Annotated in this window: 20 protein-coding genes; 10 read left to right on the forward strand and 10 right to left on the reverse strand. The window is 59.2% G+C overall.

Annotation, left to right across the window (positions count from 1 at the left end):
• The first annotated feature begins 20 nt into the window (after positions 1-20).
• From psbA to Q6L55_03890, 4 genes are all read left to right on the forward strand, one after another.
• Complete coding sequence (gene psbA, locus Q6L55_03875) at positions 21-1,091, forward strand: photosystem II q(b) protein (protein MEN9257854.1); 1,071 nt, start codon at positions 21-23, stop codon at positions 1,089-1,091.
• 172 nt (positions 1,092-1,263) lie between these two features.
• Positions 1,264-2,907, forward strand: a complete 1,644-nt coding sequence (locus tag Q6L55_03880; protein MEN9257855.1) for a DUF87 domain-containing protein — start codon at positions 1,264-1,266, stop codon at positions 2,905-2,907.
• Between the two features lie 320 nt (positions 2,908-3,227).
• Positions 3,228-4,259, forward strand: a complete 1,032-nt coding sequence (locus tag Q6L55_03885) for an RNA polymerase sigma factor, RpoD/SigA family (protein MEN9257856.1) — start codon at positions 3,228-3,230, stop codon at positions 4,257-4,259.
• Entirely contained in the window at positions 4,260-5,453 is a 1,194-nt protein-coding gene (locus Q6L55_03890) for a class I SAM-dependent methyltransferase (protein MEN9257857.1), read from the forward strand. It abuts the gene before it with no gap.
• On the opposite strand, the gene Q6L55_03895 is transcribed toward Q6L55_03890, so the two are convergent.
• Complete coding sequence (locus Q6L55_03895; GenBank protein ID MEN9257858.1) at positions 5,425-6,552, reverse strand: serine hydrolase; 1,128 nt, start codon at positions 6,550-6,552, stop codon at positions 5,425-5,427. The two genes, Q6L55_03890 and Q6L55_03895, sit on opposite strands and share 29 nt — an antisense overlap.
• A gap of 158 nt (positions 6,553-6,710) precedes the next feature.
• Positions 6,711-6,893, reverse strand: a complete 183-nt coding sequence (locus Q6L55_03900) for a hypothetical protein (protein ID MEN9257859.1) — start codon at positions 6,891-6,893, stop codon at positions 6,711-6,713.
• 92 nt (positions 6,894-6,985) lie between these two features.
• On the opposite strand from Q6L55_03900, the gene Q6L55_03905 reads away from it, so the two are divergent.
• Entirely contained in the window at positions 6,986-8,026 is a 1,041-nt protein-coding gene (locus tag Q6L55_03905; protein MEN9257860.1) for a glycosyltransferase family 4 protein, read from the forward strand.
• Positions 8,027-8,082: 56 nt separating this feature from the next.
• The gene (locus Q6L55_03910; GenBank protein ID MEN9257861.1) at positions 8,083-10,248 is read left to right on the forward strand and encodes an amylo-alpha-1,6-glucosidase; all 2,166 of its coding nucleotides are present in this window, start codon (positions 8,083-8,085) and stop codon (positions 10,246-10,248) included.
• A gap of 2 nt (positions 10,249-10,250) precedes the next feature.
• On the opposite strand, the gene Q6L55_03915 is transcribed toward Q6L55_03910, so the two are convergent.
• Positions 10,251-11,069, reverse strand: coding sequence for a M48 family metallopeptidase (locus Q6L55_03915; protein MEN9257862.1), 819 nt, complete (start codon positions 11,067-11,069; stop codon positions 10,251-10,253).
• Between the two features lie 83 nt (positions 11,070-11,152).
• On the opposite strand from Q6L55_03915, the gene Q6L55_03920 reads away from it, so the two are divergent.
• Together Q6L55_03920 and Q6L55_03925 are read left to right on the forward strand one after the other, a co-directional pair.
• Entirely contained in the window at positions 11,153-11,473 is a 321-nt protein-coding gene (locus Q6L55_03920; protein ID MEN9257863.1) for a hypothetical protein, read from the forward strand.
• A gap of 7 nt (positions 11,474-11,480) precedes the next feature.
• Entirely contained in the window at positions 11,481-11,918 is a 438-nt protein-coding gene (locus Q6L55_03925; GenBank protein ID MEN9257864.1) for a hypothetical protein, read from the forward strand.
• On the opposite strand, the gene Q6L55_03930 is transcribed toward Q6L55_03925, so the two are convergent.
• Entirely contained in the window at positions 11,915-12,298 is a 384-nt protein-coding gene (locus tag Q6L55_03930; protein ID MEN9257865.1) for an AbrB family transcriptional regulator, read from the reverse strand. The genes Q6L55_03925 and Q6L55_03930 overlap by 4 nt on opposite strands.
• 148 nt (positions 12,299-12,446) lie before the next feature.
• Between Q6L55_03930 and rpsU the strand changes: the two genes are divergently transcribed.
• Complete coding sequence (gene rpsU / locus Q6L55_03935; protein ID MEN9257866.1) at positions 12,447-12,626, forward strand: 30S ribosomal protein S21; 180 nt, start codon at positions 12,447-12,449, stop codon at positions 12,624-12,626.
• On the opposite strand, the gene frr is transcribed toward rpsU, so the two are convergent.
• The 5 genes from frr to dnaK all read right to left on the reverse strand — a co-directional run bounded on the left by frr (position 12,623) and on the right by dnaK (position 18,826).
• Positions 12,623-13,144: a ribosome recycling factor gene (gene frr, locus Q6L55_03940; protein MEN9257867.1), complete on the reverse strand. Its 522-nt coding sequence runs from the start codon at positions 13,142-13,144 to the stop codon at positions 12,623-12,625. The genes rpsU and frr overlap by 4 nt on opposite strands.
• A 13-nt stretch (positions 13,145-13,157) precedes the next feature.
• Positions 13,158-13,880, reverse strand: a complete 723-nt coding sequence (gene pyrH, locus Q6L55_03945; GenBank protein MEN9257868.1) for a UMP kinase — start codon at positions 13,878-13,880, stop codon at positions 13,158-13,160.
• 61 nt (positions 13,881-13,941) lie between these two features.
• Positions 13,942-15,753, reverse strand: a complete 1,812-nt coding sequence (gene lepA / locus Q6L55_03950) for a translation elongation factor 4 (GenBank protein ID MEN9257869.1) — start codon at positions 15,751-15,753, stop codon at positions 13,942-13,944.
• Between the two features lie 261 nt (positions 15,754-16,014).
• A complete protein-coding gene (locus tag Q6L55_03955; GenBank protein MEN9257870.1) occupies positions 16,015-16,926 on the reverse strand; it encodes a J domain-containing protein in 912 nt (303 codons plus the stop codon).
• Positions 16,913-18,826 (reverse strand): molecular chaperone DnaK, encoded by a 1,914-nt coding sequence (gene dnaK / locus Q6L55_03960; GenBank protein MEN9257871.1) that lies wholly within the window; start codon positions 18,824-18,826, stop codon positions 16,913-16,915. The genes Q6L55_03955 and dnaK overlap by 14 nt, the downstream gene beginning before the upstream one ends.
• Positions 18,827-19,051: 225 nt before the next feature.
• Here dnaK and Q6L55_03965 point away from each other — a divergent pair, with 225 nt between their 5' ends.
• Positions 19,052-19,648, forward strand: coding sequence for a pentapeptide repeat-containing protein (locus Q6L55_03965; protein ID MEN9257872.1), 597 nt, complete (start codon positions 19,052-19,054; stop codon positions 19,646-19,648).
• A gap of 1 nt (position 19,649) precedes the next feature.
• Here the strand turns inward: Q6L55_03965 and ndhL are convergent, their stop codons facing one another.
• Positions 19,650-19,859: an NAD(P)H-quinone oxidoreductase subunit L gene (ndhL, locus tag Q6L55_03970; GenBank protein MEN9257873.1), complete on the reverse strand. Its 210-nt coding sequence runs from the start codon at positions 19,857-19,859 to the stop codon at positions 19,650-19,652.
• Positions 19,860-19,861: the final 2 nt, after the last annotated feature.

Genomic DNA, 19,861 nt, shown 5'->3' on the forward strand with positions numbered 1-19,861 from the left:
TTTACTGGACTGATAGAACCATGACTGTAACCCTGGAACGTCGTTCGAGCGTGAGCCTGTGGGAGCAGTTCTGCCAGTGGGTGACCAGCACCGACAACCGGCTGTATGTGGGCTGGTTTGGCGTGTTGATGATCCCCACCCTGCTGACTGCCACGGCTTGCTTCATCATTGCGTTCATTGCGGCTCCCCCGGTGGATATTGACGGGATTCGTGAGCCGGTGTCCGGTTCGCTGCTGTATGGCAACAACATCATCACGGCGGCGGTGGTGCCTTCCTCCAATGCCATTGGGATGCACCTGTACCCGATTTGGGAAGCGGCTTCCTTGGATGAGTGGCTGTACAATGGCGGCCCTTACCAGTTGATCGTGCTGCACTTCCTGATCGGTGTGTTCTGCTACATGGGTCGGGAGTGGGAGTTGTCCTACCGGCTGGGGATGCGTCCCTGGATTTGTGTGGCCTACTCGGCGCCGGTGGCGGCTGCGACTGCTGTGTTTTTGATCTATCCCATTGGCCAGGGGTCCTTCTCGGATGGGATGCCTCTGGGGATTTCCGGTACCTTCAACTTCATGCTGGTGTTCCAGGCGGAGCACAACATCCTGATGCACCCCTTCCATATGTTGGGGGTGGCGGGGGTGTTTGGCGGTGCCCTGTTCTGCGCCATGCATGGTTCCCTGGTGACCTCCTCCTTGATCCGGGAAACCTCTGAGGATGAGTCCCAGAACTACGGCTACAAGTTCGGCCAAGAGGAAGAAACCTACAACATTGTGGCAGCCCACGGCTACTTCGGCCGGCTGATCTTCCAATACGCCAGCTTTAACAACAGCCGTTCGCTGCACTTCTTCCTGGCGGCCTGGCCGGTGGTGGGCATCTGGTTCACCTCCCTGGGCATCAGCACGATGGCCTTCAACCTGAACGGCTTTAACTTCAACCAGTCCATCGTGGACAGCCAAGGTCGGGTGATTAACACCTGGGCGGATGTGATCAACCGGGCCAACCTGGGGATCGAAGTGATGCATGAGCGCAACGCCCACAACTTCCCCCTGGATCTGGCCTCCGCTGAACCGGTGGTGGCCCCGGCGATCAACGGCTAATTCCTGTAGGATTGCAGCCAAGATTTCACTCTGAGGAATGTCTACCCCCCAAACGGGGGTATTTTTTTATGGTTGATCTGCCCAGTCTGCAGGGCTAAGGGCTGGCCCGCGCCATCGGTGGGCTATTCAGATTAGGATAGAACCAAATTTAGGGTAATACGGACGGGAATTTATGACCCACACAGGCCCCCTTGGTGTTGTGATTCAAGGCTCCCTGACCCAGGGTTTGGAGGTGCGTCTGCATCCCGATGTCTCGGTGGAGGATTTGCGGGTGGGCAAATTTTTAGTGGTACAGGGGCGGCGTGCCCGGTTTTTTTGCATGTTGACGGATGTGGTCTTGGGAACGGCCAGCCCCCGCATCCTTGCCGATCCCCCCGCGCCCCACAATCAATTCCTCACCCAGGTACTGGCTGGGACGGGCACCTACTCCACGATTAATCTCAGTCCCATGCTGGTATTGGTGACGGGGGATGGCGACCAACCCATGGAGCTACTGCCGGTGAAAACGGTGCCCAGCCATTTCAGCCAGGTGTATGAGGCTTCGGAGCAGGATTTCCGGTCGGTCTTTGGTTGGGAGGATGATCCCCACCGGCGCAACTTTGCTATTGGGCGGCCTCTGGATATGGATGTCCCCATTTGCCTGGACCTGGACCGGTTTGTAGAACGGAGTAACGGCATTTTCGGCAAATCCGGCACCGGCAAATCCTTCCTGACCCGGTTGCTCCTATGCGGCATTATTCACAAACAAGCGGCGGTGAATCTGGTGTTCGACATGCACTCGGAGTACGGCTGGGAGGCGATGAAAGAGGGCAAAGAGGCCTCCACCGTCAAGGGGTTAAAGCAGCTCTTCCCCGACCAGGTGCAGATTTATACCCTAGACCCGGATTCGACCAAACGGCGGGGGGTGCCCCAGGCGCAGGAACTGCGGATTAGCCTCGACCAAATTGAGGTGGAGGATTTGGAGTTATTGCGGGAGGTGTTGAACCTTTCGGAGGCCAGTATCGAAAACGCCAACATCTTGCGGGCGGAATACGGCAACCAATGGATTGGTCAACTTCTGCAATTGTCCAACGAAGAAATCCAGGAGTTTTGCCAGACGCGGCGGGGTAGTCCGGCGGCCATCATGGCTTTGCAGCGCAAACTCCAACGCCTGGAAAATCTGTCCTACATTTGCTCCGCCTCAGCCAATAACTACGTGCAACAGATTCTGCGGGACCTGGATGCGGGCAAGCATGTGGTGATTGAATTTGGGTCCCAATCGAATCTCTTGGCCTACATGCTGGCCACCAATATCATTACCCGCCGGATTCACGGTTCCTATGTGAAGAAAGCGGAGAAGTTTTTACAATCCAAGGACCCCAAGGACCGGCCCCGGCAACTGGTTATCACCATTGAGGAGGCCCACCGGTTTCTCAATCCCGCCGTGGCCCACCAGACTATCTTTGGGACGATCGCCCGGGAGATGCGCAAGTACTTTGTGACGCTTTTGGTGGTGGACCAACGGCCCTCGGGGATTGATAACGAGGTGATGTCCCAAATTGGCACCCGGATTACGGCCCTGCTGAATGATGAAAGAGATATTGAGGCTATTTTCACGGGGGTGGCGGGTAGTCAAGGGCTGCGGTCGGTGCTGGCTAAGCTGGATTCGAAGCAACAGGCGCTGGTGCTGGGCCATGCGGTGCCGATGCCGGTGGTGATGCAAACCCGTCCCTACGACCAGGCTTTCTATCAGTCCCTTGGCTACCTAGACAGTACCCAGGACCGGGAAAAGATTCTGGCGCGGGCGCAGGCGGCACGACGGGATTTGGGGGTCTAGGGGAACCTCAACGCTACGGATGAGGTCAAAAGGGGGGGAAATCCGCTCCGGTGGGGAGCTGCGTATGAATTTACACAAGGATACATTTGGTTTATCATGTTAATAGGAAGCTTGATGGCCGTAATGTTGAGTTGTAGTATTTACCAGTGGATTGGCGAGTCAGGCGGGCGCAAGGGATAGGTGACTCAAGGTTTGACGCGGAACATGGAAGTCGTTAGGACGGCTACGGCATTTACATAATCCAGCGTTCAACCGATATTCTTACCCTTTACTGACTCCACTATAGCAGATTCTTGTCTCCCCCATTGTAGGAACGACCCATGATGAACGACTACACCGACTTCCCCACCGATGAACTAGGAAATGGTTGGACCAGCCCGGGTGAGTTGGACACCGGCCGGCGTGGTTCGGTCACCCCGGACATGGTGCGCACCTATTTGCAGGAAATTGGCCGGGTGCCCCTGCTGACCCACGAGGAGGAAATTGTTTACGGTAAACAGGTGCAGCAGATGATGCGCTTGCTGGAGTTGCGGGACCAGATGGCGGCAGAAACTGGGCAACCTCCCGACGAAGAAGCCTGGGCTAAGCGGGCGGGTCTGTCGGTGACCGAATTGCGAAACATTCTCCGGCGGGGCCAGCGGGCCAAGCAACGGATGATTGAGGCGAACCTGCGGCTGGTGGTCTCGATTGCCAAAAAGTACCAGAAGCGCAATTTGGAGCTGTTGGACCTCATCCAGGAGGGTACGCTAGGCCTGGAGCGGGGGGTAGAAAAGTTTGACCCCACCCGGGGCTATAAGTTTTCCACCTATGCCTACTGGTGGATTCGGCAGGCTATTACCCGGGCGATTGCCCAGCAGGCCCGCACCATCCGCTTGCCGATTCACATCACGGAGAAGCTGAACAAGATTAAAAAGACCCAGCGGGAGTTGTCCCAGCAATTGGGCCGTTCCCCGACGCCCTCGGAAATTGCCCAAGCTCTGGAGTTAGACCCGGCCCAGATTCGCGAGTACCTGACGATGGCGCGGCAGCCGATTTCCATGGACCTGCGCATCGGTGATAACCAGGATACGGAGCTGGGGGAACTGCTGGAGGACAAGGGCATGTCGCCGGAGGATTTCACCACCCGTGAAGCCCTGCGGGGGGACCTGGAGCGTCTGATGGCGGAACTGACGCCCCAGCAACGGGAGGTGATTAGTCTGCGTTTTGGGCTACAGGACGGCAAGGAGCTGTCCCTGTCCAAGGTGGGCAAGCGGTTGAACCTATCGCGGGAGCGGGTGCGGCAGCTGGAGCAGCAGGCTCTGGAACACCTGCGCCGCCGGCGGGTGAATATCCGCGAGTACTTGGCCAGCTAGGTGGATACCCCTAGGGTCATCCTCAAACCGGGCCGCGACAAGTCCCTCCGGCGCTACCACCCTTGGGTATTTTCGGGAGCCATTGATCGCCTGGTTGGCAGGCCTCTGCCCGGTAGTACGGTAGGGGTCTATAGCCACGACGGGGAATGGTTGGCCTGGGGGGCCTGGTCGCCCGAGTCACAAATCCGGGTGCGGGTGTGGAGTTTCCAAGCGGCGGACCGGATTGACCCCTGTTGGTGGCGTGCCCGTATAGACCAAGCTCGGCAACGGCGGCAAGTCTTTAGCGCCCGTCCTGACCTGGATAGTTATCGTTTGATTTACGGGGAAGCGGATGGGTTACCGGGGGTGATCCTGGACCGCTATGGGGATGTCCTGGTCCTACAGTCCCTGACCTGGGGGGCGGATTTTTGGTGGGAAACCCTGGTGGATATTCTGACGGAGTTCTATCCCGGCGCCACCGTTTATGAACGGTCGGATACGGATAGCCGAAGCAAGGAGGGGCTGCCTTGGCGCACGGGGTTAATCACCGGTCCCGAACCACCAGAACTGGTGCTGATTCGCGAGTACCAAAACCGCTTTTGGGTGGATATTCGACGGGGTCACAAAACGGGCTTTTACCTGGACCAGCGGGAAAATCGGCAGGTGGTGCAGGCCTATTGCCGGGGAGGAGAAGCCCTCAATTGCTTTGCCTATACGGGTGGGTTTACGGTGAGTTTGTTGCGAGCCGGTTGCGAGCACGTAACCCAAATTGACAGCTCGGCCAGTGCCTTGACCTTGGCGACCCAAAATGTGGCGCTGAATGGTTGCGACGGGCGCCGGGTGACCAGCGTGGTGGGGGATGTGTTCCAGGTGTTGCGTCAGTATCGGGATGCGGGGCGGACCTTTGACCACATCATCCTCGACCCACCCAAATTTGCCGATAGCCAAGCCCAGGTGCCCAAGGCCGCCCGTGGTTATAAAGACATCAATTTGCTGGCGATGAAACTGCTGCGACCGGGCGGTTTCTTGGTGACCTTTTCCTGTTCGGGCCTGGTGAGTGCTGATTTATTTCAAAAAATCCTGGCCGCAGCAGCTATAGATAGCGGGCGCACTGTGCATCTACTACAACCTTTGGGGCAACCTTGGGACCATGGGGTTAATCTCTGGGTGCCGGAGGGGGCCTATCTCAAGGGTTGGGTGTGTCAGGTGATTTGACGCGATTCAGGTAGCGATAAACCTGGCGGGACAGTTCCTGAACTAACTGCACGGCTTGGGGGTCGTTGTAGGCGCTTTGGACGAAGATGGCAACCAGGTAGCGTTGGCCGGTGGCCGTATCCACCAAACCCGCATCACCGATGATGAAGCCAATGTCGCCGGTTTTATGACCAATCACCGCCCCCGGCCCCAGCCCCGCCGGCAACAGGCTCCGGTTTTCCGTTCGGCGCAGAATGTGCAACACCCAATCCCGGCTGCGGCGCGATAGGACCTCTCCTCGTTCGATGAGCGCCAGGGTGTGGACCAAATCGGCGGCGCTGGTGGTGTTGGTACCCTTGAGGTCGGGCAAAAGATTGCGAATGACCGTGTTTTGCAATCCCCATTCTGCAAACTGGCGGTTGACCAGGTCTTTGCCCCCCAGCCGTTCCAGGATCATATTGGTTGCCGTATTATCGCTGATGACGATCATGCGGGTGGCGGTGTCCAGCAGGGTAAACGTCGTCCCCACCGGCTGAAACTGCATGTTACCCGAACCACCGGCCACCAGGTTTTTCGTCATGGTTAACCGTTCCTCCAGCCGCACCTTCCCCTGGTCCCAGGCTTGAAACAGGGCAAGCAACAGGGGCAACTTGATGGTGCTGGCCGCTGAGACCGCCTGGGTGCCGTTGATGTCTAGGTACTCGCCGCTATCTAAGTCCACCGCGTACAGGGTGACCGTCATCTTGGCATGGCGCTGGATCAGGGGCAAGAGTTGCTGGCGCAGGGGTTGCATCTCGCCGCGGCGGGGAATCAGTTCCTCCAGCGTTGTGGGACGAACCGGTTGGGGGATAAGGGGGGGGTGGTCGGCTGTCGGGGGCCAGAAAAACTGTTGCCAGGTGGGGGGACGGTCCTGGGGACGCAAAGGCAGCGAGCCAAGGCGGTCGTGACCCTGGCTGGACCAAATCCGCAAGCCGGTGCCGGTCAACACGCCCAAGCCCACCCCCAAAATTCCCAGGCGCACAGTCCCCAAGCACACCTGCTGCCACCAGGGGCGGAGACGGGATGGTCGGATGGGGGTGGTTGGGGAGGCAAATTCCGTGGGGCGATAGGGTTTGCTCATCGGCCTATCCCCAAGGGATTTGGTGGTCATTTTATCCCGTGGGTAGCCCATCTAGCACCTGGCGCTGGGGCCAATCAGACCCATTAGCCGGCAGGGCGGTCATAGCCCCCACCAGTCTAGTAGCGTTACATCCCTGCTTTTGTCTGAACCGGTCTGTTTTACTCCGCGTTCTCCAGCAGCGAGCCACAGATGGGGCAGCTTAAACCGCTGTAGCAATCAAAGCAAATGAGATGGCTGCGTCCATAGGGGTTCTGACAGCGCTTGGCCCATTGAAAATCGCTGTAGGACAGGTACTTGCCACAGCGGTCACAGCGCACATCTGACATCAGCAACTCCTCCACCGCCTATCTAAAGTTAACTAGCGGACTTCTCTGCCCTTGTCAAGAGCGGCCCCTTTGTGCTAAATCCAAAGCTATTCCGTCAGACAGTTGCGATGCGGATTGCCCAGATTGCCCCTTTACACGAAAGCGTTCCCCCTAAACTCTACGGCGGCACGGAACGGGTGGTCTATTGGTTAACGGAAGAACTGGTGCGCCGGGGTCATGAGGTGACATTGTTTGCCAGCGGTGATTCTCAAACTCAGGCGCGGTTGGTGCCCTTTTGCCCCCGGGCCCTACGCCTCGACCCCAACGCCATTGACGCCGTCGCTCCCCACATCCTGATGGTGGAAAAGGTTTTTCAAATGGCCCAGGAGTTCGACGTGATTCACGGCCATGTGGACTATTTCCCGTACCCATTGGCGCGGCGGCATCCCCAGGTGGCGTTTTTGAGTACGTTGCACGGGCGGTTGGACATTCCCGAGCTGCAACCCCTGTATGACGAATTCGGTGATATACCGGTGGTGTCCATTTCCCACGCCCAACGGACGCCCTTGCCCCAGGCCCGCTGGATCGGCACGGTCTATCACGGATTGCCCCTGGATTTGCACCCCTTTTACCCGGAACCGGGGGATTACCTGGCCTTTTTGGGGCGGGTGTCGCCGGAAAAGGGATTGGACACGGCCATTGAAATTGCCACCCGCTTGGGCATGCCCCTGAAGGCGTCGATTAAGATTGACCGGGTGGACCGCTTTTATTACGAATCCCAGATCGAACCCCTGGTGCGGGGCAACCCCCTGGTGGAACTCATTGGCGAAATTACGGAGAAGGATAAAAGCGAGTTTCTGGGCCGGGCCTACGCGGTGCTGTTTCCCATCCGTTGGCCGGAACCCTTTGGCCTGGTGATGATTGAAGCTATGGCCTGTGGAACGCCGGTGATTGCCATGCGTTGTGGCTCGGTGCCGGAGGTGATGGCGGATGGGGAAACGGGGTTTGTGGTAGATTCGGTGGCGGCGGCGGTGGAAGCCGTGGGCAAGGTGGGGGAACTCAGCCGCCAGCGAGTGCGACAAATCTTTGAAAAGCGCTTTAGTGTGGAACGGATGACGGATGACTACGAGGCTCTCTACCGGCAACTGCTGGCGGAACGGGCCACGTAGCCACCCCCTAACCCCGCTTGCTAACCTAGGGACGTTGTACGGTAACCGGGTACCCCATGGCGGACGACATTATCCAGTACCAGGACCAGTACTACATCCGGGCGCAAGCGTCCCTGGTGGAAAGCCGGCCCCACGTCCTCAAGCACGACAATTGCTTTGCCATTTTTGACCGGCTGGGACATATGCGTCCCCTGGGCATCGGTGACCACGGCCTGTTTCGGGATGACACGCGGTTTTTGTCCCGCTTGGTGCTGGACCTGGAGGGCAAACAGTTTTTGCTGCTCAGTTCCGAAGTGCGCGAGGACAAGGACATCCTGGCGGTGGATTTGACCAACCCGGAGTTCACCACCTCCCAGGGCCAGTTCATCGGCCAGGACACCATCCACGTGTTTCGCACCACCTTTTTGTGGCAAAACGCGGCCTACCAGCGGATCCGGGTGCATAACTACGGTTCCCAAACGTTTCGCATTCCCCTGACCTTGCGCTATGAGGCAGACTTTGCCGATATTTTTGAGCTGCGGGGCATCCGGCGCAACCGCCAGGGCAATAGTCTGCCATCCCAGGTGCAATCGGAGCGGGTGGTGCTGCGCTACTGGGGGCTGGACAATGTGGAGCGCCAAACCCATCTCTTGTTCGACCCCGCGCCTACGGTGGTGTCGGCGGATACGGCCCAGTGGTGGGTGACGTTGGCGCCCCAGCAGGAACAGGACCTGTGGCTGACGGTGGTGTGCGCCTATGGGGGGGAGACGCTGACGGTATTGACCTACGACCAGGCCCTACAGGCGGAACGGACCCATCGCCAACGGTTGCGCAGCCAGGCAGCTCACCTGGATACGGGCAACGCCCAGTTCAACGATTGGCTGAACGCCTCCCGGGATGACCTGCTGATGATGCTCACGGAAACCCCCTATGGCCTGTATCCCTACGCGGGCGTGCCCTGGTTCAGTACGGTGTTTGGGCGGGATGGGTTGATCACGGCCCTGGCAACCCTGTGGTGGTATCCCGACATTGCCCGGGGGGTGCTATTGTACCTGGCAGCCCAGCAGGCCACGGAGGAGGACCCCAGCCGGGATGCGGAACCGGGGAAAATCCTGCACGAGCAGCGCCAGGGGGAAATGGCTAAGACCCGGGAGGTGCCCTTCGGTCAGTATTACGGCAGCATTGACGCCACACCCCTATTTGTCGTGCTGGCGGGGCGTTATTTCCGGCGCACGGGGGACCGGGCATTGTTAGCCCAGTTGTGGCCCCACGTGGAGGCGGCGTTGCGCTGGATGGATACCTACGGCGACCGGGATGGGGATGGATTCGTAGAGTACGCCCGCAAGGTGCACACGGGCCTGCGCAACCAGGGTTGGAAGGACTCCGACGATGCCATTTTTTATCCCAATGGGACGATTGCGGAACCGCCTTTGGCCCTGTGCGAGGTGCAGGGATATGTCTATGAGGCGAAACTCCAGGCCGCCCAAATGGCCGAGGCCCTAGAGCAGTGGGAACGGGCAGCTACCCTACGGCAACAGGCATTAGATTTACAACGGCGGTTCTGGCGAGCCTTCTGGTGCGAAGAAATCGGCGGTTATGCCCTGGCGCTGGATGGGGATAAACAACCCTGCCGGGTGCGCAGTTCCAACATGGGACACTGTTTGTTTGCGGGGATCGCCCACCCAGAACACGCTGCCCGCATTGCCGCCCAGATCCTCGAACCCCATTTTTTCAGCGGCTGGGGGATTCGCACGGTGCCCCAGGGGGAAGGCCGCTACAACCCTATGTCCTACCACAACGGCTCGATTTGGCCCCACGATAACGCCCTGATTGCTGCTGGGCTGGCTCGGTATGGGTACAAGGAAGAGGCGGTGCGGGTGTTGACGGCCCTGTTTGACGCCAGCCAGTTTCTGGATTTAAAACGCCTACCGGAACTCTTTTGCGGGTTTGCCCGGCGCCAGCGGGAAGGTCCGACCCTGTATCCGGTGGCCTGCTTGCCCCAAGCTTGGGCGTCAGCGAGTGTGTTTTTGCTCCTCCAGGCTTGTCTGGGTCTAGAGATCGAAGGGGCGACCCAACGGGTGTACTTGCAACAACCGACCTTGCCCCTGTGGTTGCCCCATGTCACCCTGCAAAACCTCACTGTGGGGACAGGTGCTATTGACATCGGTCTGTACTTACACCACGGGGGCGTCAGCATCAATGTGCTGGGGCGGCGGGGCCGGGTAGATCTAATTGTCCAGTGACGTTATAGGCGGCTGAGCACCCGCTGGCGATAGGGGTTGGGGTCGGTTCCCTCTCCCTGACTATTGGGGGGCAAAGCCCGCTCAAGAGCAGCAATGCGGGTCGCCGGGGCCGGATGGGTACTCAAAAACGCCAACGCCGGCGGATACCCCTGTAATTTGGCCAGGAACTCCGGTAAACCCCGCCCGTCATACCCGGCCCGCAACAGGTACTGCAAAGCGCTGGCGTCGGCCTCCAACTCGTGCTGGCGACTGCGGGGCCGGCGCAGGGTCAGTTCCATCAGCACAGGGGTCAACTGGCTGCCATCGACGCCTAGCAAGGTGCTCACCCCCTGGGCAATGGCCAACTCCCGCAACTGCTGCACCAGGTGGCGGTGGACAATGTGACCAATTTCGTGGGCCAGGACGCCCGCCAATTGGGCTTCGTTATCCGCGGCCCGCAACAACCCCGTGGTCACATACACAAATCCCCCCAGGGTGGCGAAGGCGTTTACCTGGGGACTGCGCACCACCGTGAACTCGTAGGGGAGATTGGGGCGGTCGCTCACCTGCGCCAGGCGTTGGCCAACGGCGGCCACATAGCGTTGCAATTCCGGGTCGGGATGCACCTGGAACTCCCGGGTGAGCAATTGTTGGTGGATTTGCCGGCCCAACTGCACCTCCTGTCGGTCGGACAGGTTGCTCCATTGGAAAATCTGGATACCCCGTTGTAGCAACACCGGCCAAGGCAAACTCCGGCGCTGCGCCCATACCGGTCCCATGCTGGCCCAAAAGAAACAACTCACCAGCACCAGGACCCAAAACTGTCGCCACCGTCTGGTCATCACGCCCCCGCCCCTATCGGTCACCCCATGGACTACAATGAAACACAGTAAATCACTCAACCGAATTGTCGCCGGCCAGATTGATGCCTACTCCTACAGTCGTTCGTGCCCCCAGGACGGTTCCCACCCTGACCGAACTTGCCTGGGGATGGTTGCTCCAAGCCCTGATCGCCGGGGGGATGCTGGTGGCCTTAACTCGCCTGTGGCCCTATTACTGCGCCCAACGCCAGCGCCAACAGCTATTGCAAACGGAAGTGAGCCGCACGGAAACCCAGGTGCAAGCCCTCCAGCATCAATTCCAACGCATCTTTGACCCCCGCCAGCAATCCCGTTTGCGCCAAGCCGCCACCCAGCAACTCCAACCGAATCAACGCCTAGTTATTTGGGTTACGCCCCAGCGTTGAATCGCCTATGACGCCACCGTTGCCCGCCGATTTGAGTGATGCCTCCTATTTGGTCCTGGGGCTGGCCCATTGTTTCTGGAAAGAGGACACCGGTTTACGGGAGGTGCGCCTGGTGGAACCCATCCCCAGTGCCAGCCTGACCACCCTTTTGCAGGGCGTACCCACCTCCTACACCCGGCTGGTCGCCACAACCCTTGGTCAAGTCGGGACCCTGATGCCCCAAGCCTTTCCCGAGGCTCAACCCTGTGCCGATTTCTGGGAACGGGCCATCGCCGCCGCCCGCACCTATTGCCGTCACCCGCAGATAAGGCAGCAGCTACCCCCGGGAACCGAGCGTTGTGACTTGAATTTCAACCTGGAGCGCAAGCGCATTTTGAACAGTCGGCGCACCGTGCGCGATAGCGACAACATCCGCCAACATCCCCACACCCATCGACAGCTTTAACCCTGGTTGGCTGGTGTCACTTGCGTCAGACGGATTTGCTTACGGCCCAAGACGATGGCAAACTCATCCCCCGGCTTGAGGTTCATCTGCTTGGTATAGGCCGCACCGATTAGCAGATTGCCATTGGCTTGCACCCGCACCCGGTAGCTGGCCTCCCGACCGCCACGGGTTCGCTTCGGCTTACGGCCCTGACTGTCGAGGTCAATCCCGTAGGCTTCAATCAAGGCGTTGCGAAATTTTTGAACATTCACCCGTTCCACGCCTTTTTTGGTCACCGTGTAATAGCCGCAAGCTTTGGCCTTTTCTTTGTAGCTTAAATGACCTAATTCTTGCAACTTGGCTAGCAGGGCTGGGCCGGTTAATGGCTGGGGTTTGTCCATAACTACCTGACCTATATCGCTGGAGCAATGGCCTTGCTTTTATCATACGATCGGACTTGCCCTTTGGCCCGTATCCTAGCCAAGTTGTCCGGGTGCCGGGTAAAATAGTTAGGACAGTTAGGTCATTACACAGGAGGTTGCATCGTTCATGACGCAGGTGGTACTGGGCGAAAACGAAAGCATCGAATCGGCGCTGCGCCGCTTCAAACGGCAAGTCTCTAAAGCGGGGATCCTGGCCACGATCAAACACAAGCAGTACTTTGAGACGCCCCAGGAAAAGCGCAAGCGCAAGGCCAAAAACGCCCGCCGCAAGCGTCGGATGCGCTAGACCGTCATAATCTCTTTTTCCTTAGCCTGGGTCAGCTCGTCAATTTTGGCAATGTATTTATCCGTCAGCTTCTGGATGGCTTCCTGGAGGCTGAAGGATTCGTCTTTGGAGATGTCCGCCGCTTTCTCCTGCTTGCGCACCTGGTCAATGGCCTCCCGGCGGATGTTGCGCAGGGCTACCTTTCCTTCCTCGGCGAGCTTGTGCACGGTTTTCACCAGTTCTTTGCGCCGCTCCGCCGTCAAAGGGGGAATGTTCAGCCGGATTTGACTGCCGTCGTTGTTGGGGGTCAGCCCCACATCAGAGGTGCTAATCGCTTTTTCGATGGCCCCCAAGGTCGAGCGGTCATAGGGCTGGATGAGAATCGTGGTGGCATCGGGGGTGCTGATGTTGGCCAGGGAACGCAAGGGGGTAGGCACATTGTAATAGTCCACCATCACCCGATCCAAGATGGCGGCATTGGCCCGGCCGGTGCGAATGGTATTAAACGACCGCTGGGTGGCCTCCAGGGTCTGCTGCATCTTGGTTTCTATCTCACTTAAGTTCACAGTAACCTCCCACAATCGTACCAATGGGTTCCCCTGCCACCGCCCGACGGATATTGCCCGGTACGGATAGGTCAAACACCACGATGGGAATGTTGTTTTCTTGACATAGGGTAATGGCGGTGCCGTCCATCACCTGTAACCCCTGGGTCAACACGTGGCTGTAGGTCAGGCTTTGGTAACGGCGGGCGTGGGGGTTGACCTTGGGGTCGTCGTCGTACACCCCATCCACCTTGGTGGCCTTGAACACCACTTCGGCGTCAATTTCCGCCGCCCGCAGCGCCGCCGTGGTGTCGGTGGTGAAAAAGGGGTTCCCGGAACCGGCGGCAAAAATGACCACGCGCCCCTTTTCCAGATGGCGGATGGCCCGGCGACGAATGTAGGGTTCGGCCACCTCCTGCATGGAAATCGCCGTTTGCACCCGCGTTTGCACCCCAATCTGCTCCAGAGCGTCCTGCAGGGTCAGGGCATTCATCACCGTCGCCAACATGCCAATATAATCGGCGGTGGCCCGGTCCATCCCCGCTGCTGCCCCCTTGACCCCCCGGAAGATGTTGCCGCCCCCAACCACAATGGCCGTCTGGACGCCACTGTTGACCACTTCGGCAATTTCCCGGGCAATCCCCTGCACCACCTCCGGGTCAATCCCATAACTCAGTTGCCCCATCAGGGCCTCGCCGCTGAGCTTGAGGAGAATCCGTCGGTAGCGCATAGGGACGGGTGCAGTGGCAATCAGGATTAGAATAGCGGCCCGGGGACACCGGCGACAAGGGTTAATCCGTTTTTAATTTTAATACGGCCATAAAGGCTTCCTGGGGCACATCCACGCTGCCGAGAGCCTTCATGCGTTTTTTCCCCTCCTTTTGTTTCTCCAGCAACTTGCGCTTGCGGGTGACGTCTCCACCGTAACACTTGGCCAGCACGTTCTTGCGCAGGGGCGGGATGGACTCGCTGGCGATCACCCGACTGCCGATGGCCGCTTGGATGGGCACCCGGAACTGGTGGCGGGGGATGAGTTCCTTGAGTTTCTGCACCAGCGCTTTGCCCACCTGATAGGCCTTGTCCCGGTGCACGATGGTGGCCAGGGCATCCGCCGGTTCGTCGTTAATGAGGATGTCCAGCTTGACCAGGTCGCTAGGCCGGTAGCCCACCCACTGGTATTCCATGCTGGCGTAGCCCCGGGACCGGGACTTCATCTGGTCAAAAAAGTCGGTCACCACCTCCGCCAGGGGGAGGTCGTACACCAGCACCGCCCGCTCCGGCGTCAGGTAGCGCATGTCCTTGAATTCCCCCCGGCGGGACTGGGCCAGTTCCATCAGGGCGCCCACGTAGGCTTCTGGGGTGATGATCTCCACCTGTACGTAGGGTTCCTCGATCTGGCGGCGCTCGTGGGGGGCGGGCAAGTCGCCGGGATTGTCTATCTCGACCACCGTGCCGTTATTCAAGGTCACCCGATAGACCACCGAGGGAGCCGTCACCACCAGGTCCAGGTTGTACTCCCGCTCCAGCCGCTCCTGGACGATTTCCATGTGCAACAGCCCCAAAAACCCACAGCGAAAGCCCATCCCCATGGCCGAGGAATTCTCCGGCTCGTAGTGCAAGGCCGCATCGTTGAGCTTGAGTTTGGCCAGGGCGTCCCGCAAATCGGCATAGTCGTCGGCATTGACGGGAAACAACCCACAAAACACCATGGGCTTGGCCTCCTTGTAACCCGGCAGGGGTGCGCTGGCCGGTTGGGTCGCCAGGGTAATTGTATCCCCCACCCGCGCATCCTCCACCGTCTTAATAGCCGCCGTCAGATAGCCCACTTCCCCCGCCTGCAGGTCCTCTACCGGCACCTGATGGGGCGACATGACCCCCAGTTCGTCCACCTCGTATTCCTTACCGGAGGCCATCAGGCGGATGCGGTCCCCTTTGCGGCAACAGCCATCCACGACCCGCAGATACACCACCACCCCGCGATAGGGGTCGTAGTAACTGTCAAAAATCAGGGCGCGCAGGGGCTGGTCCCGCCGGTCCTGGGGGGGAGGGATGCGCTGCACCACCGCCTCCAGGATGTCCTCAATGCCGACGCCCTCTTTGGCCGACGCTAGGATCGCCTGAGAACAGTCCAGCCCAATAATCTCTTCGATTTCCCGCTTCACCCGTTCCGGGTTGGCCGCTGGTAGGTCAATTTTGTTGATCACCGGGATAATTTCCAGGTCGTGCTCCAGGGCCATGTACACGTTCGCCAGGGTTTGGGCTTCCACCCCCTGGGAGGCATCCACCACCAGCAACGCCCCCTCACAGGCCGCCAGGGACCGGGACACCTCATAGGAAAAGTCTACATGACCCGGTGTGTCGATCAAATTCAGGACATAGGTCTCCCCATTGCGGGCACGATAGTTCATCCGGGCTGCCTGCAATTTGATCGTGATGCCCCGCTCCCGCTCCAGGTCCATGTTGTCCAGGAATTGGTCCCGCATCTCCCGCTCGGCTACCGTACCCGTCACCTGCAACAGCCGGTCCGCCAGGGTTGACTTGCCGTGGTCAATGTGGGCAATGATGCAAAAATTGCGCAAGTGACTGACGGGCGTCGCGGTCATAACCAAGGCCACAGAACAATCCTGTTCTATTGTGCCATGGCCCATCCCCCTGTTTTGCCCCCTAAAGTTTAAGGGGAACCGGTTACCCAGCCCCCCTTTCCGTGTTTAACAAGCAGAACCTTTATGGCGCTGGTTCTGATTGATACCCCTATTGAAGGTAGGAACCTTTATAGCGCTGGTTCCTTTCTCAACCCTGTTTTTTAGTATGGCCTACCCAACAACCGTTCCCCGGGATTTTTAATCATCTCTTTAGGTTGGAGGTTACGGTTGGGGTTTCTGGTCCCGGCGGGGGTTAAAGCGCTCCATCTGGCGGATTTTTTCGTAGAGTTGTAGTTCTTCTGGGGACAGTTCGGTGGGGATTTGGATCACCACCTCCACAATCTGGTCGCCGCGGGTGCCGTCTTCCCGGGGATAACCGCGACCTGGCAGGCGCAGCCGCTGGTGGTTCTGGACGCGGGGGGGAATCGTCAGTTTAACCGTGCCGTCCAAGGTGGGGACGGGTATTTGGGCGCCCAGGATGGCCTCGCTGGGGGTCACGGGCACTGTGCAGTAAATGTCGTCGCCCTCTAGACGCAGGTGTTCGTCGGGGGTGACGTAAATCTTGAGGTACAGATCGCCGCCGTTTTCCCCCTGGTGGCGCAGGCGGATGCGTTGTCCGGTGACCATGCCGGGGGGCAAATTCACCTCCAGGGTACGTCCCCCAATACTCAGGCGCTGGCGCCCACCCCGATAGGCCTGGTGCAGGGACAGGTGCAAGCGAGCCTCGATGTCCGCCGGGCCGTTGTCGTCCCAGTCGGGTGGAGGGGGCGAGCCGTTGCGACGGGTAAAGCGGGTCAACAACTGGTCCAAAAAGTCCTGGAAGTCGGCAAAACGCCCGTAGTCAAAGGCGCTGCTGCCCCGGGGCGGCGGTTCCCCCTGGAAGCCCTTTTGCTGCCAGTACTGGCCATAGCGGTTGTACTCGGCCCGCTTTTCGCTGTCGGAGAGCACCTGGTAGGCCTCGCCGATGATTTTGAACATTTCCTCGGCCTGCTTGTCCCCCGGGTTCAAGTCGGGATGGTACTTCCGGGCCAGTTGCCGGTAGGCGCGCTTGATCTCGGCCAAGCTGGCGTTGCGGTCCACCCCGAGGATTTGGTAGTAGTTGCGGAAGTTGCGCATGGCACTACCAGTTCTCATCGTCCCACTCACGGCGACGGCGGTAACTGGGGCTGTCCTCTAACCGGCTCCAGGGGGGCGTAAACCAGGGCAGGTCATCCTCCTGCTGTTGTTGGCGGACGATGGCCATGAGTTCGTTGAGCTGATCCTGCAACCGGGTGGTGAGCCGGTCCACTTTGACCAAATCCTTGGCCGCCAGGCTGCGCCGCAGGGCTTGGATCAATTGCTCCATCTTCTGCCGCCGCTCCCGCAAAAACAGAAACCCATAATCTAGGGTTACCTGGCGCAGTTGCCGCTCCGCCTTTTGGATCAGGGCTTCCGCTTTTTGACAGCGCTCAATTTTTTGCTTCTGGGCCTGGTCGCTGGGGGCAGCCCGCTCCGCATCGGCCAGCATTTTTTCGATTTCGCTGGGGGTGAGGCTGGCTGCATCTTGGATGGTAATGGTGTGTTGTCGCCCGGTTTGCCGGTCCTGGGCTGAGACCTGGAGGATGCCGTTGGCGTCAATGTCAAAGGCGACTTGCACCTGGGGCAACCCCTTGGGCGCCGGGGGAATGCCCGTCAAACGAAACCGTCCAAGGGATTTGTTGCCGCTGGCCAGGGGCCGTTCCCCCTGGAGGATGTGGATTTCGACGGCACTCTGGTTGTCTTCGGCAGTGGAGAAAATGTCAGAGCGGCGCACGGGGATGGGGGTGTTGCGGGGGATCAGGGTTTTCATCATCCCGTTAGCGGTTTCCAACCCCAACGACAGGGGCGTGACATCCAACAGCAGCACATCCCGCAGGTCTCCCGCTAGGACTGCCCCTTGAATGGCCGCCCCCATGGCCACCACCTCCTCTGGGTTGAGGCCCTGGTAGGGTTCCTGGCCCAGCATGTCCCGCACCAATTGCCGCACCATGGGCATCCGGGTTGACCCCCCCACCAGCAACACCGCATCAATATCCGCCGGGTCCAACCCGCTGTCGTCTAGGGCCTGGTCCACCGGTCCCCGCAGGCGATCCAGCAAATCGGCGCACAGGGATTCCAGCGTACTGCGGCTGAGTTCGGCCTCCAGGTGTAACGGCCCCTCCTCCGTCGCCGTGATAAAGGGGAGGTTAATCAGGGTGCTGGGCACGCTGGATAGCTCAATCTTGGCCTTTTCCGCCGCCTCTAGCAGTCGTTGAAACGCTTGTCGCTCCCGGCGCAGGTCAATGCCGTGCTCCTTCTGGAACTGCTCTGCCAACCAATTGACGATGCGCTGGTCAAAATCCACGCCCCCCAATTGGGTATCGCCCGCTGTGGCCCGCACCTCGAACACCCCCTGGCTGATTTCCAGGATGGACACATCGAAGGTTCCCCCGCCCAGGTCAAACACCAGCACCGTTTGGTCCTCTTTTTTATCCAGCCCGTAGGCCAGGGCCGCTGCCGTGGGTTCGTTGAGGATCCGTTTGACCTCCAATCCCGCTATACGCCCCGCATCTCGGGTGGCCTGGCGTTGGGCGTCGTTGAAGTAGGCGGGCACAGTAATGACCACCTCCGTCACTGGATACCCCAGCACCTGCTCCGCATCGTCGGCCAGTTTGCGCAAAATCATGGCTGAGAGTTCTTCCGGGGCAAAGGTCTGGTCCAGGCGGGGACAGTAGACCTCCACCCGGTTGCGGGGTCCCCGGCGAATGGTATAGGGCACGCGACGGGCCACCGGCGGCAATTCATCATAGGTCATTCCCATTAACCGTTTCACCCCATAGAACGTGTTTTTGGGGTCGAGGACGGCCTGCCGCCGGGCCAGTTGACCCACCAATCGTTCTCCCTCCCGCGAAAAGCCCACTACGCTGGGGGTTGTGCGGCTACCTTCACTGTTGGGGAGCACCACCGGCCTCCCCCCTTCCATGACGGCGACGACTGAATTGGTTGTCCCTAGATCGATACCCACCACCCTGGTCATGGACTGCCCAATGCCTGATCGCAAGATTCTCTGTATCCTATCTTAATGTGCACCCATGGATAGACCGTTTCCCCTGCCCTGCAACCCGCTGGATAGGCGGCAGTCCCTACCGGGCCGACCTCTGGGGTATCTGACGGCGTGAATCCCTCCAACATTACCCCCTAGCGGAACTCACCTTTAGCTGAGCACAACTACAATAGAACAAGGTGTTGCCAACCCTCTACCATGGCGCTCATCGAAGAAGGCCTGACCGCCGAGGCCAACCTGAATGGATTGCTACGGGCCTATCAAGCGGGTGAACGAAATTTCAGCGGTATTGATTTGCAAGGGTTGAATCTCAGCCGCATCAATCTCATGGGGGCCAATTTGAGTGGGGCCAACCTGAGCTACACCAATCTCAGCGGCGCCAATATGTACGAAGTCAATTTGACGGAGGCCAATCTCAAAGGTGCTTACCTGGGCACGGTCATTTTACCCGATCAGGAAGGGGGGCGCCTGGTGTACGGTTCGGTTTTGGTCCGCACCAACCTCAGCCGGGCCATTTTAGAACGGGCCAGCTTGGTGGAAGCCAATCTCAGTCGTACCACCTTCTTCCAGGCCAATCTGCGGGGGGCGGATTTGCGCTTGGCCAACCTATACCGCACCAATTTCGACGGGGCCGACTTAACCGGTGCCCAACTGCGGCAGGCCAAGTTCTGCGGGGTGAACCTGAAAAACGCCATTATTGACATCCTGGAGTTAAGCAAGGCCCAATTGGACCCCGAAACCCGTCAGCTGGTAGCCGAACGGATCAGCAGCGGCCAGTGGCACGGCCAAATCTAGTTCAGGGCAAAGAGCGAGGCTGGTTGCGGAAGTTCAAAAACGGTCCCCACAATAACAGGCCGGGGAAAAAGAAAAAGACCAAAAAATACATAAACACCCGCTCCCAGGAACTGGCGACATACCAGCGGCTTTTCAGGTAAAAATAAATCGCCAGGGGCAACACCGATAGGTATGCACCCACAAGGGTCAGGTACAACAGGACAACCGGCATGG

It is taken from the genome of Gloeomargarita sp. SRBZ-1_bins_9, assembly GCA_039794565.1.
Classification (GTDB): domain Bacteria; phylum Cyanobacteriota; class Cyanobacteriia; order Gloeomargaritales; family Gloeomargaritaceae; genus Gloeomargarita.